The sequence below is a fragment of the Sulfurospirillum halorespirans DSM 13726 genome (genome assembly GCF_001723605.1).
Lineage (GTDB): Bacteria > Campylobacterota > Campylobacteria > Campylobacterales > Sulfurospirillaceae > Sulfurospirillum > Sulfurospirillum halorespirans.
On record NZ_CP017111.1, the window covers coordinates 2,221,060 to 2,237,980 of the forward strand.

15 protein-coding genes are annotated in these 16,921 nt (G+C 33.2%); all 15 read right to left on the reverse strand.

Annotated features, from left to right (window positions below):
- Positions 1 to 23: 23 nt before the first annotated feature.
- The 15 genes from SHALO_RS11085 to SHALO_RS11155 are packed head-to-tail and all read right to left on the reverse strand — an operon-like array spanning position 24 to position 16,920.
- Positions 24 to 2,186, reverse strand: coding sequence for an STT3 domain-containing protein (locus SHALO_RS11085; RefSeq protein WP_069478584.1), 2,163 nt, complete (start codon positions 2,184 to 2,186; stop codon positions 24 to 26).
- A gap of 8 nt (positions 2,187 to 2,194) precedes the next feature.
- Positions 2,195 to 3,928: a UDP-N-acetylglucosamine 4,6-dehydratase (configuration-retaining) gene (gene pglF / locus SHALO_RS11090; RefSeq protein WP_069478585.1), complete on the reverse strand. Its 1,734-nt coding sequence runs from the start codon at positions 3,926 to 3,928 to the stop codon at positions 2,195 to 2,197.
- Positions 3,928 to 4,899, reverse strand: a complete 972-nt coding sequence (locus SHALO_RS11095) for an MraY family glycosyltransferase (RefSeq protein WP_069478586.1) — start codon at positions 4,897 to 4,899, stop codon at positions 3,928 to 3,930. The genes pglF and SHALO_RS11095 overlap by 1 nt, the downstream gene beginning before the upstream one ends.
- Before the next feature lie 6 nt (positions 4,900 to 4,905).
- Entirely contained in the window at positions 4,906 to 5,910 is a 1,005-nt protein-coding gene (locus SHALO_RS11100) for a WaaS/CpsH family glycosyltransferase (RefSeq protein WP_069478587.1), read from the reverse strand.
- Positions 5,907 to 7,037 (reverse strand): NAD-dependent epimerase/dehydratase family protein, encoded by a 1,131-nt coding sequence (locus tag SHALO_RS11105; protein WP_069478588.1) that lies wholly within the window; start codon positions 7,035 to 7,037, stop codon positions 5,907 to 5,909. Before SHALO_RS11105 ends, SHALO_RS11100 begins: the two co-directional genes overlap by 4 nt.
- A complete protein-coding gene (locus SHALO_RS11110) occupies positions 7,027 to 7,608 on the reverse strand; it encodes an acyltransferase (protein WP_069478589.1) in 582 nt (193 codons plus the stop codon). Before SHALO_RS11110 ends, SHALO_RS11105 begins: the two co-directional genes overlap by 11 nt.
- Positions 7,608 to 8,843 (reverse strand): hypothetical protein, encoded by a 1,236-nt coding sequence (locus SHALO_RS11115; protein WP_069478590.1) that lies wholly within the window; start codon positions 8,841 to 8,843, stop codon positions 7,608 to 7,610. Before SHALO_RS11115 ends, SHALO_RS11110 begins: the two co-directional genes overlap by 1 nt.
- Entirely contained in the window at positions 8,843 to 9,457 is a 615-nt protein-coding gene (locus tag SHALO_RS11120; protein ID WP_069479411.1) for a DapH/DapD/GlmU-related protein, read from the reverse strand. The genes SHALO_RS11115 and SHALO_RS11120 overlap by 1 nt, the downstream gene beginning before the upstream one ends.
- 26 nt (positions 9,458 to 9,483) lie before the next feature.
- Entirely contained in the window at positions 9,484 to 10,485 is a 1,002-nt protein-coding gene (locus tag SHALO_RS11125; protein ID WP_069478591.1) for a glycosyltransferase family 2 protein, read from the reverse strand.
- Between the two features lie 4 nt (positions 10,486 to 10,489).
- Entirely contained in the window at positions 10,490 to 11,797 is a 1,308-nt protein-coding gene (locus SHALO_RS11130) for an MATE family efflux transporter (protein WP_069478592.1), read from the reverse strand.
- Entirely contained in the window at positions 11,791 to 13,125 is a 1,335-nt protein-coding gene (gene rfbH / locus SHALO_RS11135) for a lipopolysaccharide biosynthesis protein RfbH (RefSeq protein WP_069478593.1), read from the reverse strand. The genes SHALO_RS11130 and rfbH overlap by 7 nt, the downstream gene beginning before the upstream one ends.
- Positions 13,125 to 14,045, reverse strand: coding sequence for an NAD-dependent epimerase/dehydratase family protein (locus tag SHALO_RS11140; RefSeq protein ID WP_069478594.1), 921 nt, complete (start codon positions 14,043 to 14,045; stop codon positions 13,125 to 13,127). The genes rfbH and SHALO_RS11140 overlap by 1 nt, the downstream gene beginning before the upstream one ends.
- On the reverse strand, positions 14,042 to 15,043 hold the full coding sequence (locus tag SHALO_RS11145) for an NAD-dependent epimerase/dehydratase family protein (protein ID WP_069478595.1): 1,002 nt from the start codon (positions 15,041 to 15,043) through the stop codon (positions 14,042 to 14,044). The genes SHALO_RS11140 and SHALO_RS11145 overlap by 4 nt, the downstream gene beginning before the upstream one ends.
- A 1-nt stretch (position 15,044) precedes the next feature.
- Positions 15,045 to 16,052, reverse strand: coding sequence for a 4-hydroxy-2-oxovalerate aldolase (dmpG, locus tag SHALO_RS11150; RefSeq protein WP_069478596.1), 1,008 nt, complete (start codon positions 16,050 to 16,052; stop codon positions 15,045 to 15,047).
- On the reverse strand, positions 16,042 to 16,920 hold the full coding sequence (locus SHALO_RS11155) for an acetaldehyde dehydrogenase (acetylating) (protein WP_069478597.1): 879 nt from the start codon (positions 16,918 to 16,920) through the stop codon (positions 16,042 to 16,044). Before SHALO_RS11155 ends, dmpG begins: the two co-directional genes overlap by 11 nt.
- Position 16,921: the final 1 nt, after the last annotated feature.

Consider the following 16,921-nt stretch of genomic DNA (forward strand, 5'->3'; position numbering starts at 1 on the left):
CTTTTGTTTTTTTCGTATTGTAACTAAATTTTGAGCCGATAGACTTTAGCGTATGCCTCTAAACTAATCGGTTCAAAAAATCGTTCATCATAATTTTCCAACACAAAGAGTTGAATGTAGCTCGAATGGAACATAGCTTCATCAAGAATCAGAAACGTATTGTACGCTTGCATGTAAATAATCGAAAAAAGCCCATCGGGATGGATGATAGTTTGCTCTTTAATGAGTTTAAACTCAGGTGTATACGCTGTTTGGATGAAGTTTTTAACAGGCACTTCTTGATTGCCAATCTTAAGCATCCCTTTGGCTTTATCTAAGACAACACCGCCGCTAAAATTGAGCAGAGAACCTGTGTCTTTAAACTGTGAGGTTTGAAAGAAGAAAGGCTGGCGCGTCATCTTTCCGCTCATAAGATCCATACTACTAAATTGCGCGACCGTTGGAAAAATACTCATCATACGGTATGGCAGGTAGAAATAAATTTCGCGTGTTTTAGCCGGTAACGAAAGAGGCGTTTGAAGCGCATCCAGAAAATCATTGGCATCTTTAAAACCGTAATCTAATGTCATTTGAGCCGTGTTGTTTATAATTTTAGACTGTTGCTCTTTAGCTTTGGTCTCATTCTCTTCAGCCGTGATAAATGCCTTTTCTGTGTATTCTACTTCCAAACGAGCAAGCTTCGCCGCACTTTCTTGATCGTTGGTTAACATAAAACTCACAGGGAAATTGACATCGCCACTATGCTTACCACCATCAATCAATGTTTTCGTATCGGCGTAGTAGCGCAAAGGATAGCCATAGTCCCACCACGCAACGATGTAATCGTCTCGACCTGCAATGTTTCGAAGCGAATCGAGCTGTTCCACTTCCGTTTTATTCATCACCGTCGGCACACGATAATCGATTACATGTAAAAGGTTTGGGTACAAAACCCCAAGGCTTGAGAGTATCACAAAGCTCGATTTAACCAGCCCTCCAAGCCGCTCATTGATAAACACTCCCGTGATATAAGCGCTACATATAAACAGTAAATACGCCATCCCCAAGGCACACACCGGCACAGCATAAATCGTAAAACGAAGTCCTCCCCAAAGGGCTAAAAAGCCAAGTCCTAACAGTGGCAAGCCTAAAAGCATCGCAGGGTATTTTTTGACCATTAAAACGTAGCCAATGAGAGAAAGTATAAACGTGATCGTATGACCACTGATACGCTCTGCAAAAGTGATAAAATCAATTTGACCTGCTTCGCGTACGGTTTGCATTACGGAGAAAAAATGCAGTGGTAGTACATCTGTACTCAATTCAATTGTATCTTTAAAGACATATCCTTTAAGCTGTCCCCAAATCGGTGCAAATCCTCCTGTTAGAAAAAAGAGACCTATAGCCAATACAAGAAAGTACCCAATATATTTGTCCCCATACTTCTTTTTAAAACTGATATAAACACCAAGAACAATCACAAATCGTACCAAACTTGGCAATCCCATCATCGCAAAAAGCATAATCGTTAAGAGTTTAAAATGAAAAATATTTTTCCGATCAAAAATCAATGCATATGCTAAAATCAATCCAAAATACGAAAATTCCAACGAATAGCTTTGAGGATACCACCAACGATAGACAATAATTTCTAAGGCTGTAATTAAAAGGTATTTTTCTTCTTTCGTCCGTAAGGCTAAAATCAGCGACCATAACAGAAACGTTGGAAAGACAATATTGAGCATATCGGTATCGTAATAGCCAATCATCGTTCGGTTGTAATAACTCACCGCAATCGAAGCAAGAAGCGCCGCTAAAAATCCCATCTCAATCATTTTAAAATGATGCGCAATCAAAATGATGGGTACAACGATCAATGAGCCTAAGAGAGAAGGCATATAAAAAATTGTTGTTTCTAATGAGAACGGAAACAGTTTAACCGCAAGGTAAGTCAACCATGAAGCCGCTTCATTGACAGGAGAAAGCGCATGTTTTTGCGATATGCCATACAAAAGATCTCTTGCCCCCTCCGCCCAAAAATAGCCATCATTCGTGTTAATCATAAATTGCCCAGCAAATTTAAAACTTTCATAGTCGCTAAACTGATAAACCCAAATCAAACGTACGCAAAAACTAAATGCAAAAGCCAGTACAATAAGACTTGTAATAACATAGGTGCTTTTTTTATCTCTTAAATCTTGATTCATACCGATCCCTAGTGTGCATTATGATTAAATTCAGGAACAATCTCTTTTAATTTTGCTATTTTATCGTTACATGTAAACAGTTCTTCGATATCAGTACAGAGTTTATCAATCGCATACGGTGTTTTGTTTGTGACCATAATTGACTCATAGGCTGTCTTTTTATCGCTCTCATGGATGAGTAACTCTTCATACAGTTTTTCACCAGGACGAAGCCCTGTAAATTCAATCACAATCTCTTTTTTACCCGAGAGATCGATCATTTTTTGTGCCAAATCAGCAATTTTGACAGGCTCTCCCATATCCAAGATAAAAAGCTCTCCGTTCTCGCCGATAGCCCCTGTTTGAAGCACCAATTCACACGCTTCGGGAATGAGCATAAAATAACGCGTAATTTCAGGATGCGTTACCGTAATAGGTCCGCCTTTTTCAATTTGCGCCTTAAACTTTGGAATCACAGAACCGCTACTGCCAAGAACATTGCCAAAACGAACAGCTACGATGTGTGTTTTTTTCGCATCCACATTTTGAGCATAAAGTTCGCAAATGCGTTTGGTCGTCCCCATAACGTTCGTTGGTCGTACCGCTTTATCGGTAGAGATTAAAATAAATTTTTGAACTCCATGCTTGATCGAAAGATCAATACAAATTTTTGTTCCTAAGACATTGTTTAAAATGCCCTCTTCCACATTGGATTCGACCAAAGGAACATGTTTGTAAGCAGCTGCATGCACGACAATTTCAGGTTTATACGTATCAAAAGCTTTATCCATTAAGGATTCATTCAGCACACTTTGCATAATCGGTACCAATTTATCGCTTTGCAACTCTTCCATCAATTGATACAGATTAAATTCACTGTGATCAATCAAGATGAGCTTTCTAGCTCCATATTTAAGGCATTGGCGAACAATCTCACTGCCAATACTTCCCCCAGCTCCCGTGATCATAACTGTTTTACCCTTGATAAACTGCGAAATTTTCATTTTATCAAGATCTTTAGGATGCCTTGCTAAAAGATCCTCAACCGTAATCTCTTTAAGTTGATGGGATAAAAAAGTATCCGATAAAATCGTATCTAAGGAAGGTAAGATTTTAATCTCATGAAAATAAGGTCTGAGCTCTTCATAAATTGCATTGATGTTTTTTGCAGATGTGGAAGGGATCGCGATTAAAAGAAGATCGTATTTATTTTCACTCAATTTTTCTTTGAGCTCATCTTTTGAGATAATACGAACACTATCAATGCTACGCTTTTGAAGCCTTATGTCATCATCCACAAAATAACGCATTTTATACGCTGTATTGCGGTACTCTTCTTCAAGTTTTAAACCTGATTTCCCCGCACCATAAATCACCAATGTTTTATCTTTATGTGTATGACTATGATTGACCCAAAAATAGTAAAGGTACATAACAAATGTAATTAAGAAAAGATACAAAAAGAGTTCTGAAAGCATCAAAGCTAAACGCACATTCGTATAAAAGACGGGAGCATACACACAAAATGCAGCAATATATACAAGGCTTTTAAGCAAAAAAGTCTTTTGTGTTACTTTAGACCAAGAAAGTGAATAATCTTTAAAAAGAAGGATAGAAGCAACAACACGAATACTAATCACAACAGCAATAATATCAAATTGGATAGGATTGTGAAATATCCAAAATGTCCATGAAAATGTCACGCACGTTAAGGCGATAATGACTAAAATATTTAAAATCCGTTTATCCAGTGCTAATAACATTATTCAAACTTCTTTCGTTTATCCACAATTTTCATAGCACCATAAAGCACTAAAACAGCTACCGTAAAATACCCCATTGAACCACTCGGTTGAATGAACGCACTATACCCTAAAATCAATAAAATGAGATTAATCCCCAGTGCCAAAAAAACAACGCGATCATGCAAAATTCCACTTTGGACTAAACGCTGATAAGCATGTTTGCGGTGAGCCTGAGAGAGTTTTTCATGATTTTTGTAACGACGTATAAGCGTAAGAGTTGCATCAAACCAAAAAAGCCCAAAAAGAATAATCCAAATAAAAATGGAAAAACCACTGTTTTGATAATAAAGGGCAAAAATGGCAACCGTATAGCCTAAAAGCGTACTGCCAACATCTCCCATAAAAATTTTAGCCCTATGCCAATTCCAGACTAAAAAGCCCGCAACGGAAGCAATTAAAATTAAGAAATGATCCCCACCAAACAAAAGCCATCCTGAGATAGCTAAAAAGATCGCTTCACTTCCAGCATAGCCATCAATTCCATCTAAAAAATTATAGAGATTGATAAACCACATGATTCCTAAAAAAGCCAAAGTATTGGTAATGAACTGATTTTCAAAAACCAAAAATCCAAAATCAATCCTACTGATTCCTCCTAGGGCACACAGTCCTGCAATACTTACTACAGCTTGAACAAAGAGCCTTAGTTTTGGTGATAACTCATAGAGATCATCAAAGTAACTTACAAAGGAAAGCAAGCTTCCACACATCAACGAATAAAACAAAGAAGGCTCAATTGCTTTACATGTAAAAAGATAGACAAGCCCTAAAAACCATGTCACAGCAATGGCAATTCCCCCACCATGCGGTGTTGGTGTCGTATGAGAACTTCGTTCATTTACTTCAGCTAATAACGATTTTTTAATGGCATATCGCATAATAAAATAAGTTAATAAGCATGATAATATGAAAAGCACACCATAAATCATTTTTACTTACCTGCAATCAAATACATATTTTAGCCAACGATTCAAAGAATATTTTTCATACAATTCTTTACTTAAAAACACATAAGGTGTATTCATAAATTTTGAATCTATTATGATTTTTTTTCTATCAATAATCAAGATATTTGCCTCATTATAAAAATCATACTTTTTTATATTTACATTTGTTGTTATTAATTTTTTATGCATTCCAAATGCTTCAAAAGTTCTCATTGTCAGACCATGTTGGGCAGGATGATTAATATCTAAGATAGTTTTTGATTTGGACATTATAGAGACAACCTCTGCTTGAGTCATTGGGTAAAATGAAAAATCAGATATGTTTCCATACTGATACCTTTTTAGAAAAATCTTTCGAACCCAATACATTAGCTTACTTGGTAAATATAAAAAACTGAATATTTTGAAGCTAGATTCTTCTAACTGATTTTTGATTTGTGTAATAATTTTATATCTGTCACTATGTGCTGTTGCTATTGAACATAAATCATATGTCATAACACCTTTCGATAATACATTTTTATAATTTTCGCTATAAAAAAGAGGACAAAAATATAAATTGTATTTTTCAACATCCCTATCATCAAAAGAAAGAACTCTGTCAAACATATTAATAAGATGTAAACTATTTTTATTTTTAAATGAATCCCACATATAAAGAATAAATTTCGCTTGAGGTTGCAAACTTTTAATTATTTTCAATTCTTTTTGGCTAAGAGTTTCTGGTGAAACAATCAAAATATAATCATAAACTTTTTCTTGAATATAATGAAAAATAGCTTCATAGTAGGAATCTATTTTTCGTTTTACAAGTGATTTCAACTGCAATCTAATAAAGACTTTTGTCCATATATCATTAGAAGGCCTATCATCATAAAAATCTACAGAGGCTCCAAATTCATTTATAAGAGCTTGTTTTATTTCATTTTCGTAACCAAAGAATTTTGGAGTAATATATAAAATTCGTTTCCCCAACAATTCACTATTGATCATTTATAAAGCCCTTTTTCTTTCATCTCAACAATGCTTTTTTCGTAATTATCTTCCATAATTTCTTGATTCTCAACCCATACCGTAAATCTTTTAATACCCTCTTCAAAAGAGACTTTTGGTTTAAAACCAAGTTTTTGCTCTATTTTGGTTAAATCCGCATAATTATGTCTAATATCACCTAAACGGTAATTACCTGTTATCGTGACTTTTGAATCACTTTGGTACGCATTAATCAACGTCTTTGCAACGGTTAATACATCAATGGCTTCCCCCAGTCCAACGTTAAAGACTTCGCCATTGGCTTCATCTTTTTCAATGCCTAAAATTGTGGCATCAACAACATCATCAACATAAACAAAATCTCTACTTTCCAACCCATCTTCAAAAATTGCAATATCATTGCCATTTTTAATCCGTGTTGAAAATATTGAGAGGATACCTGTATATGGATTTGAAAGTGATTGCCCTGCGCCATAGACATTTTGATACCTAAAAGCAACGGCAGGAATGCCTAAGGATTGTCCCATCAGCATAAACATCTGCTCTTGGACATGTTTGGTAATGCCATAAATAGAAGTAGGATGAATTTTACTCTCTTCATCGGTTGGCTGTAAAGTAACTTCATGTTTGCAATAAGGGCACTCAACACCAAAACTCCCACGTGCCATATCATCATCCAATCTCGCAATAGGATAAACCGTACCATGTTCTTTACATGTATACTTTCCCTCTCCATAAATTGCCCTCGAAGATGCAACAACAATTTTTTTGATACTGTGTGTTTCATTTGCTAAAATATCTAAAAAGATAGAAGAGCCTTTGATATTAACATCGGTGTATTTTTCTATCTCATACATGGATTGCCCTGTACCTGTTTCAGCAGCTAAATGCACAACCACATCAATATTTTTCAATGCTTTTTTCCAATCATCATAACTTAAAACCGTTCCATGGATAAAATTGACTTTATCTTTAATAGAGTGATATAAAGGAGAATTTTCACTGTGGATTTGAGGTGAAAGATTATCAAGAACTGTAACGCTATAACCTTTTTCGATCAACTTTAAACTTAAATTTGAACCGATAAAACCTGCTCCACCTGTGATTAGTACATTTTTATATTTCATTTATAAAGTCTCCGCTACTATTTGTTTGTCTCCACATTCCATTATGCGTATCATACCTTTTTACTATCTTGGCAGGTACGCCAACTATGACACTATAATCAGGAAAAGTTCCTCTTACTACTGCATTTGCGCCAACAATACATTGTTTACCCAATATAGTACCTGCTTGAATAACTACCCCATATCCTATAAAACAGTTTTCACCGATAATTGTGTCTTTAACCATTAATGATTGGTCTAATATATGTTTAGAAATTTCTCTAAATTCATGGTCAATATTTGTGATCAAAACGTTAGCAGAGATTGTAGTATTTTTCCCAATTATCAACTCACTGCCTGAAATAATATGAAAGTTTTGCCCTATGGATACATTAGATTCTATCACAATGGAGGCGGTAGGATAAATAACTTCCATTCTGGAGTAAGGGAAAATTCTAACTCTTTTTGCTATAAAAATTCTATGAAAGTTTTGAATAAAAACAGGTTTACCAATATAAGAAGGAAAGCCAAATGAACCAAAAAATGGCTTATATAGGATTGCTCTTAAAATCCAAAATATCTTAAAAAACATTATATTTTCCAAAGCTTTATATTTAATCTATAACTCGAAAGGAATACAAGAAGTCGTGAAATATTTGCAAATTGATTTGGTCCAATGATATATAATAGAATCCTAAAAAGCTTATTAACTAAATAAAATTTTAATTTATTATTATCTACATTTTCGATACCAAGCGGCGTATATCCAATAGATTTTTTGCTCAAAAGAAAATTCTTTTTAGCGAATATGCCAACACTGCCACTTATATCAAATGGATTATGTTCTTTAGAAAATTGACCCGATGGAAGTATACTTGCATATGCTCGTCGTAATGATGGAGATATAAAGGAACCATCATTCATAAAATCATATGAATATTTTTTATCTAGATTTACTAGAAGTTTTTTATATTTCTCTAATATATCATTATATTTTTGTATCACTTTATGCAATAAAATATCTTTGGAAATATCAATACCTAAAGTTTTTTTTATGAGTTTGAGTGGTTCTTTTTCATTAAATGAACTGAAATGAAAAAATATTAATTTAAATTCATCATTAACAGTAAATTTGTCTATTTGCTCACTCATTTTTATTTTCCTTTCGTGCAGATTCCAAAAAGCAACATTGAGACCTAAATCAAATGAAATATGTAAAGTAGGGAAAAAAGATGGAGCAACTGTAATCCATTTTTGATCTGTTGCTAAACCAAACTGAATCTCAACATAGCACAAATCTTGACATCTTTCATCCCACCATTTCAAGAAACGCATTGATTCATCAGACTTTTTAATTGCAAAAAAACCTAAATTAAATGCACCAAATCTCATCAAAGCAACATCACTTTGAGATAGCTCAGTCCCTCTTTCTTGAGGTGTTATATAATGAGGGGTAATAACTATCTCTTCTTCATCCAAAAGTACTAATATTGAATTAATTTTATCATACAAAAAAGTATCAGGATCAAAAAAGATAACTTTTTCATATGTTTGCAATAAGTACATCGCTAAAAAAGGTTTTAAGCTTGTAGAAAATTCTATAATGTCATATTTAAATGCTAGTTGCTCTAAATTCTTGATATTTAAATCTTCAATCCAAAAAATATTTGCCAAATCAGATAAAAATCCTAATTCTCTTTTTTTATCAAATAAAAAAATATTTATTTTTTCGCCCACATTTACATAATATGACTCTGCTAATGATAACGCTTTATGCAAATATGCTACATTACATACGGTAAAACTACAAAAATTTAATTGATTCATTAATTATTCTCCTCTATTAAATACCTAATGATTCTCGCTGGAACTCCACCAACTACACAATTAGCTGGAATATTTTTCGTGACTACTGAATTAGCTCCAACAATTGAATTTACCCCTATATGAATATTAGGCATTATCGATACTCTCTCACCTATCCAAACGTTATCTTCAATAACAATAGAACCTTTGGAAACTATTTTTCTTTGAGCGGGTGGAATATTTAAGGATAGTGCATCAATATTCCCGTGAAAATGATCTGTTATATACACATTACTCGCTATTAAAACATTATTTCCTATATCCACACTATTTATACATCCAATATGGCAATTTTGACCAATAAAAACATTGTTTCCAATAGTGATTTTTGGTATAAAAGAATCATTAAAATACCTATCTATTGCTTCTATACGTAAGCCTGAAGATACATTAAAATTATCTCCAACAGTTATGTATTTTCCTCCTTTTACACTAGCTGGGAAATATATAACTGGACGTTTTCCACATTTCTTAAATAATTTAAATATGTATTCTGAAGTGATGTAAATTAAAATTATTTGTATTCCGCGAACAAAATAATAACTAATTGGAAAAGCTATAACTTTTGCAACCATTCTTATTGTATCTTTAATAAATAGTATCATCGTTTTTCCAGAAATAAAGTTTTAAATATTTTTAGATTCTTTCGTCTTAATAATATAATCGATATAAATATAATGACTTTTAAAATATTTTTTGGAATTAAGACTAATCCATAAATCAAAATCTTAGGGAAGTCAATTGTAAAAGCTAATAAATAATCAAATCTCTTTAATGAATTTATATTTAAAATACCAAGCGCACGAAGTAAAATTAAATTTCTCAATGTAAATAATCCTGAAACTTTACCAAATTCCATAATGCACTTAGTTTTAGCTTGAACCGTATAAGAAATTGGTAAAGAAAAAATAAAATTTGCCCATTTTTCACATCCAATTTCAAGTGCATATGGTGTGTGACTCCAATTAGTTTTTTGTAATGTTAGATGATTTAATGAATTAACAGAATAGTCTTGTATCCATTGGATATGGAAATTTCTGTTAGAAATTGACTCAAATATAATTCCTGTTTGGATAAAATTACTATTATAATATCTTGGGAAATCGGCGTTCGAAATAAGTTTTTTATTATATACATTTATAGCAGCACATGTCATTACTGCGCCCAAATCAGTTAATAAATCATTCTGATTTTGATAATTTCTAGTAGGAATTTTTATTTTTTCGACTAAATTGAAAACTACAACATCATAATCTTGATCTGTATTATTAATAATTTTGAATAAATACTCAATGCCACCTCTTGGTATTTGATATGTATCGCTCAGTAACCAAACATAATTTGTATCTGGATATTTTAAAGCTCTTTCAAAGTTTGCATCTGGACCTATATTTATCTCACTACCAGAATACGATAGATATGGATATTCTAACATCCATTTTTCAATAACCTCTTTAGTATTGTCTGTAGACGCGTTATCAAAAATAAATATCTGTATATTCTTCTCTTTGCATAATGGGATATGTACCTCAAGGCTATAATCTAAAAATGCAGCACGATTGTATGTCGGGATGACTATTGATAATTGTTTATTTGGTTCCATAAGATTAAAGACTACCTTTTTTATATCTTTTAAATATCGCTATTACCCATGGCATTCCCCATAAATAACTACTCAAAAATCCTAAGAAAAAATACTCAAATGGTAAATACTTAGCAATGAATAAAGTTGCAATAGTTATATAAACTCCACTTACAAACGATGGAATCATTAATGGTTCTTCTTTATGTGCTCGCATATAGACGGCATAACCATTTATGATGATTTGTAGCAACCAACTTAAAACTAGGATAGCAAGTGAAAATGGACTTACAAGTCTATCGGAAAAGGGGAGAGTATCTCTAAAAAATATCACTATAATAAATAACGCGCTGGCTCCTAAGAGATAAGTAAAAACCGCTAGTACGAGATGTGTTTTAAATATTGTATTTAATGTTTCATAGTCTTTACGAGCTACATATATATTAATTTTTGGAATAATGATAGTCATCCAGATATTTGCTATACCAAAAATTGCAGTACATATGGCAATACTAAATCCAATTTGGCCTGCTTCAACGATTCCATAATAATGAAATGCAATAGGTGTAAAAATAGAAAATATGAAATAACCACTTATCCAGCTAACTGCATACCGACCGATAAGTGGCAAAGTATCTTTTTCCCAGGTATGTTCTATTTCTCCACCTAAAATAAAAAATTGCTTAAACATATGTTTATATCTATAAAAAATAATTATCGTACCACTTAATGCACCTATGAATAAAGAGATAGCCAAAGCATACAATTCTGTATCAAGCATAAGAAGTATTCCTGTTAAAACGACTGTTACAAAAGAAATATAAAAGCGAATTTTTTGAACTTCTCCTACGCTATTACATCCTTCTATAAAAGAAAGTAGCATACTATTTATAAATGCAACAATAGAAGCAATACCATAGATTATCCATGGAATTATCCAGATTACGTCTGTCTGTTTTTTATTGAGTACAACAAAACCAACGGCTAAAATAATTGGAAATGCTAGAATTCCCATGCCACTAGACCATTTCATAGCAAATCTTAACAGTGTAGCTAATCTCTCTAAATTCTGTTGACTACCTGCTAATGTTTTGTCTGATTCAAACCTTAGATGGGCAAACTCATGAGCAGAAAACTGAAGTAATATCGTAGAAAATCCCATATCAGCGAAAACAGCCAAAGCAGCAAGGCTCACAAATGTGTACCAATATCCTTGTGCTTCTGAGCTTAGGTAAAGTGGTATGAGAACAAGTAATACTGGACCAGAAAAAAGCTTCCATAGTTGATTTACTGCAGTATGGCGAAAATCATGACTCAATATAGCTTTTAGCAATTTTTACTCAAAAATTCTCTAATTTTCTGAATCATATACGCTATAGCTTCATCTCCCATACCAGGATAGAGTCCAATCCAAAAGCTATCGTTCATGATCTTATCCGTATTGGGAAAGGTCCCTACAACCCTATAGTCTGTATCTTGTGTAAGAGCCTCAAACAGTGGGTGTCTAAGCATATTGCCAGCAAACAGATTGCGTGTTTGAATATTATTGTTTTCTAAATATTCGACAAGGTCATTTCTTGTAAATTTTGCGTCTCTAGTCAGCGTCATCATAAAACCAAACCAACTTGGATCACTCAGTGGTTGTGTCTCAACCAAGGTTAATTCGTGAACATCTTTAAGACCCTCATAGAGTTTTTTGAAATTCTCTTTTCGTTTTTCCACGAAGCTTGGAAATTTCTTTAGTTGCGCACATCCAACGGCGGCTTGCATATCCGTTGCTTTAAGGTTAAAGCCAAAATGGCTATAAACATATTTATGATCGTACCCTTTAGGCAAAGTTCCAAATTTTTGGGTAAATCTACATCCACAGGTATTATCGACACCGCTCTCACACCAGCAGTCTCTTCCCCAATCACGCATTGAGAGCATAATCTTTTTAAGAAGCGGATTATCAGTATAAGTAGCGCCGCCCTCTCCCATCGTCATGTGGTGTGGAGGATAAAAACTACTCGTTCCAATATCACCCCACGTACCGGTTAGTTTGCCTTCATACGTTGAGCCAAGAGCATCGCAGTTATCTTCAATGAGCCATAGATTGTGTTTATCACAAAATGCTTTGACCGCTTTAATATCAAAAGGATTACCAAGGGTATGGGCTATCATCACCGCTTTTGTTTTGGGGCTAAGTGCTTGTTCTAATTGGGTCACATCAATGTTAAAATGTTTAAGTTCCATATCGACAAAAACAGGCACTGCACCATATTGGACAATAGGTGCTACGGTCGTTGGAAAACCTGCTGCTACTGTGATGACTTCATCACCATGTTTGACTTGTCGCTCTTTTAAAAGAGGTGAAGTTAAAGCGTAAAACGCCAATAAATTGGCAGAACTCCCACTGTTAACTAAGAATGCCCATCTTACATGTAAAAACGTTGCTAACTCTTTTTCAAACTTTTTAGAGTAATCTCCATACGTCAACCAAAAATCAAGGGAGCTATCGACAAGATTGACCATCTCTTTTTCGTCAAAGACACGCCCTGCATAATTAACGCGACTTTGTCCTGAAACAAATGGTTTAGTTTGATTTTTTTTATGAACGAGCTCATAATACTCTTTTGTTTTATCTAAAATCTCTTGTTTAAGCTGTTGCTCTTTTGTCATTACTTGCCTTTCCACATTGTATCTATTGCTTTTAAATACGGATCTTTTTTTATGGTTTGTATATCTAAATTTTCTAAATTCTCTTGAAAATAACATCTCATCTTTGCTATTGCATTTTTATGAGATGTAAACTGAAAATCTCCAAGCTCTTTTAAAAGACGCTCATTATTTGAAGTATACTCGTTATTGAGTCCTTCATTGATGACTTTTATCTCTGATTGAAAATCGCTGACTTCATTCACTAAGTTTGATAATGTGATCAGATCTACTTTCGTTCCTGTCGTCACATTGTAAATCTTCTCTCTGACATCGTGATGGATAAAAAAGTCGATCATTTTAACTAAATCATCGATATAAATATAGTCGAAATAGACATTTTTATTGATCGTTATAGGCAAATGTAAAAGATTTTTAATAATGGCATTTGAAATAAATTTATAACGATAATTTTCATACTCGCCGTATGCCCCAAAAATCCGTAATTGAACGATATTTGGAGATCTTTCAATATAGTGCGACGTAATAGATTTATAAAATCCATACTCATCGAGTGGCAATGCTCTCAAATAATCGTCTTCTTTTGCATTTATAATGGGTTTATGCTTGCCATACTCGGCACCACTACCAAAAGAGATGATTTTCTTTACGTTTGTTTCATGTTTAGCAATATTGAAAAAAATTCGTAAATTGTACTCTGTAACGCTTTTCATATCAACGGTATCACGTCCACCACCACGATTGGCGGTATGAACTATAATGTCTATTTGATTCTCTAAAATATAGGTATCGACTGCTTGCTCATTACTTAAATCAAGCTCTTTACTTGATGGGGTAAACAATAGATATTTGCAATGTTGTAATAAATATTTTTTCAGATGAGAACCTACAAAACCATTAGAACCTGTTATAAAAATATTCATACCAAATTCTTTTCAAACCACTTTATAGATTTATTTAAAGCGTCATCAATATCTACTCTAATTTCTAAACCTAAGTCTTGCTTGACATAGTTAATATTTGGAACAAATTCGGAACAATGATCATTCATGTTCAATATTTCTATGCTTAAACTACTTCCAATAATATTTTTTATTTTAACGGCAACTTCTTCAAGAGAAATTCCCATATCACTCCCCAGATTATATGCTGCACCACTTTTACCATGTATTAACATATTTAAAATCCACAATGCCATATCTGTAGGATACATATAACTTCGAACTGGTTTCCCGTTTCCTAAAATTCGAATATTTTTTGTTTTTAAAGCATCTCTTATAAAACTATTGACCGCCCAAGGTTTATTGAGACTCATATAAGGTCCTATAAAAGAGAAGGGACGTACTTGAACAATAGGGAGTTTATACAAGCTTCTATATGCATTTGTAAGAGTTTCAGCATATCGCTTCGCCTCTGGGTATATAGTTGAAATGCTATTACAATTTAATTTACCAAAATCATTTTCAGTAATATTATGACTATCCAATGAACCATAAACTTGCCCTGAACCAAGGTGTACAATTTTTTCTAATTTTTCTAACAATAAGGCATTTTCCATACTGTTTTTTGTACCATCTGTAATAATATTCATTGATTCTATTGGATTAGACATATAAATTCTATTATCTGGTGAGCTTGCAGCATGAATAATATAGGCAATATCTTTAGAAAATTCACGAACATTTCTAATATCATTTTTAATGAAAATGATATCTTTACGATTATTCACTAAAACTTCTAAATTACTTGTAATATGTCTAGCAATAAGATACAACGTAATATTAAAATTGTATGTATCGTTTAAAAATATTAATAACTGTGTTAGCCATGTACCAATAAAACCACTACCGCCTGTAATTAAAATTTCTTTATTTTTTAATTTTTCAAGATTTGAGATATCTTTTTCTGTTAAAGTAAACAAATCAAATCCTTTTTTGCAATTTAAGTGCGATATCAATTATAGTATCTTCTTGTCCAGCAACTACTTTTTGCCGTCCAAGCTCCATAAAAATATCGCGTGGATCTACATTAAATTCTTTAGCAACTCTTTTAACATGTTTTGCAAACCCTGAAAAAACACCAGCTATTGCACTAACAATACTCAATGATGAAATCGTAATGGGCTCTTTTATAAAATCCTTTTCTACTATATCAGCCGTATCCAATAGCTTATATAAATCAATATTTGTCTTATAATTCATTTTTTGAAGTACTGCAGCTAAAACTTCTAGCTGTGCATTTCCCGCGCCTGCACCAAAACCTTTCGTTGCACCATCTATAATTTGTGCTCCTGCTTCAATAGCAACAAGGGAGTTTGAAATTCCTAAGCCTAAATTATTATGAGCATGAAAACCGACAGGAACATTTAGATTTTGTGATAAGAGAGTAATTCTTTCTTTAACATCATCAGGCAAATAGCTACCTGCAGAATCTAAGATAATGATTGCTTCAGCTCCATATGTTTGCATCTTAATTGCTTCATCAAGTAAAGTTTCTGGACTTGCCATATGACTCATCATTAAAAGGCCATAAGCTTCTTTACCTTTTTCCCGAACATAACCAAGATGGCGCTCAGTGATATCTGCTTCTGTACAATGACTCGCAACTCGCACAATATCAACGCCCCAAGACAGAGCTTTTTCTATATCCTTTTTAATGGTTGCAAATCCAGGTATAACATGAATTCCCAATTTTGTATGCTCTAAATTACTTTTGGCAGTTTTAAGAAGAACTTCATCACTTAACTGGCTTTTTCCAACAAGAACAGAGGATGCACCTAATCCATTACCATGTCCAACTTCTACGGCATATATTCCTGTTTGATCTATCGCCTTTGTATAGTGCTCTATTTGTGAAATAGTAAGTTGATGAGAAATAGCATGAGAACCATCTCTTAATGTCACATCATAAAGATTGATTTTATTTGTCATGGGAAACCTCCCTATTCTTAGCAAATTCTTCAGCTAGGGCTATTGCAGCAGAATTAATAATATCTAAATTACCTGCGTATTTAGGAAGATAGTCACCTAATCCTTGTACTTTAATAGATAAAATAACTAAACCATTATCATATACTGGATCAAGAGACAAAGAGTACCCTGGAACATAAGACTGAATAGTTGCTACCATTTTTTTTACCTCAGAGGTAATCAAATCCATATCTGGTTTATTGATTTTTAGATAAATTGTAGTATTCATATCAATACTAGGCTGTGCTGGATTTAAATTTATAATTACTTTTACATTTTGACAACCGCTGAAGTGCGATAATGCTTTCTCTGTTGTTTCGATATATTCATCTATATTGGCTCTAGTCCCTGGGCCAGCACTTTTTGATGCGATAGTTGATACAAGTTCAATATATTCTATATTTTTTACAATTTTACTAACAGCATATGCAATAGGAATAGAAGCTTGCCCTCCGCATGTAATCATATTAAGATTATCATATTTCAAAGCTTCTTCTAGGTTTACAGAAGGAATAGTAAAAAGTCCGAGTTTTGCAGGTGTTAAGTCAATAACTATTTTATTTAACTGCTTTAAAATGGGTGCATGCACCTTGTGACTTGACGCAGAAGTTGCATCAAATACCAAATCACAACACTCTGGCTTTTCTACAATTGCTTCTATCCCTTTGTCACTTAGTGGAACACCAAAAGACATAGCTTTTAACATGCCTTTAGAATTTAAGTTTCTCCCTGAAAACAAAGTACACTGCAAATATGGAGATCTAGAAATTTTAATCAATAAATCAGTTCCTATATTTCCTGTACCAATAATAGCAACCTTTAATTTCATA

Excerpts from the sequence above, each read along its gene's own strand:
- SHALO_RS11085 (WP_069478584.1), bottom strand. The coding sequence starts at position 2,186 with ATGAATCAAGATTTAAGAGATAAAAAAAGCACCTATGTTATTACAAGT.
- pglF (WP_069478585.1), bottom strand. The coding sequence starts at position 3,928 with ATGTTATTAGCACTGGATAAACGGATTTTAAATATTTTAGTCATTATC.
- SHALO_RS11095 (WP_069478586.1), bottom strand. The coding sequence starts at position 4,899 with ATGATTTATGGTGTGCTTTTCATATTATCATGCTTATTAACTTATTTT.
- SHALO_RS11100 (WP_069478587.1), bottom strand. The coding sequence starts at position 5,910 with ATGATCAATAGTGAATTGTTGGGGAAACGAATTTTATATATTACTCCA.
- SHALO_RS11105 (WP_069478588.1), bottom strand. The coding sequence starts at position 7,037 with ATGAAATATAAAAATGTACTAATCACAGGTGGAGCAGGTTTTATCGGT.
- SHALO_RS11110 (WP_069478589.1), bottom strand. The coding sequence starts at position 7,608 with ATGTTTTTTAAGATATTTTGGATTTTAAGAGCAATCCTATATAAGCCA.
- SHALO_RS11115 (WP_069478590.1), bottom strand. The coding sequence starts at position 8,843 with ATGAATCAATTAAATTTTTGTAGTTTTACCGTATGTAATGTAGCATAT.
- SHALO_RS11120 (WP_069479411.1), bottom strand. The coding sequence starts at position 9,457 with ATGGTTGCAAAAGTTATAGCTTTTCCAATTAGTTATTATTTTGTTCGC.
- SHALO_RS11125 (WP_069478591.1), bottom strand. The coding sequence starts at position 10,485 with ATGGAACCAAATAAACAATTATCAATAGTCATCCCGACATACAATCGT.
- rfbH (WP_069478593.1), bottom strand. The coding sequence starts at position 13,125 with ATGACAAAAGAGCAACAGCTTAAACAAGAGATTTTAGATAAAACAAAA.
- SHALO_RS11140 (WP_069478594.1), bottom strand. The coding sequence starts at position 14,045 with ATGAATATTTTTATAACAGGTTCTAATGGTTTTGTAGGTTCTCATCTG.
- dmpG (WP_069478596.1), bottom strand. The coding sequence starts at position 16,052 with ATGACAAATAAAATCAATCTTTATGATGTGACATTAAGAGATGGTTCT.
- SHALO_RS11155 (WP_069478597.1), bottom strand. The coding sequence starts at position 16,920 with ATGAAATTAAAGGTTGCTATTATTGGTACAGGAAATATAGGAACTGAT.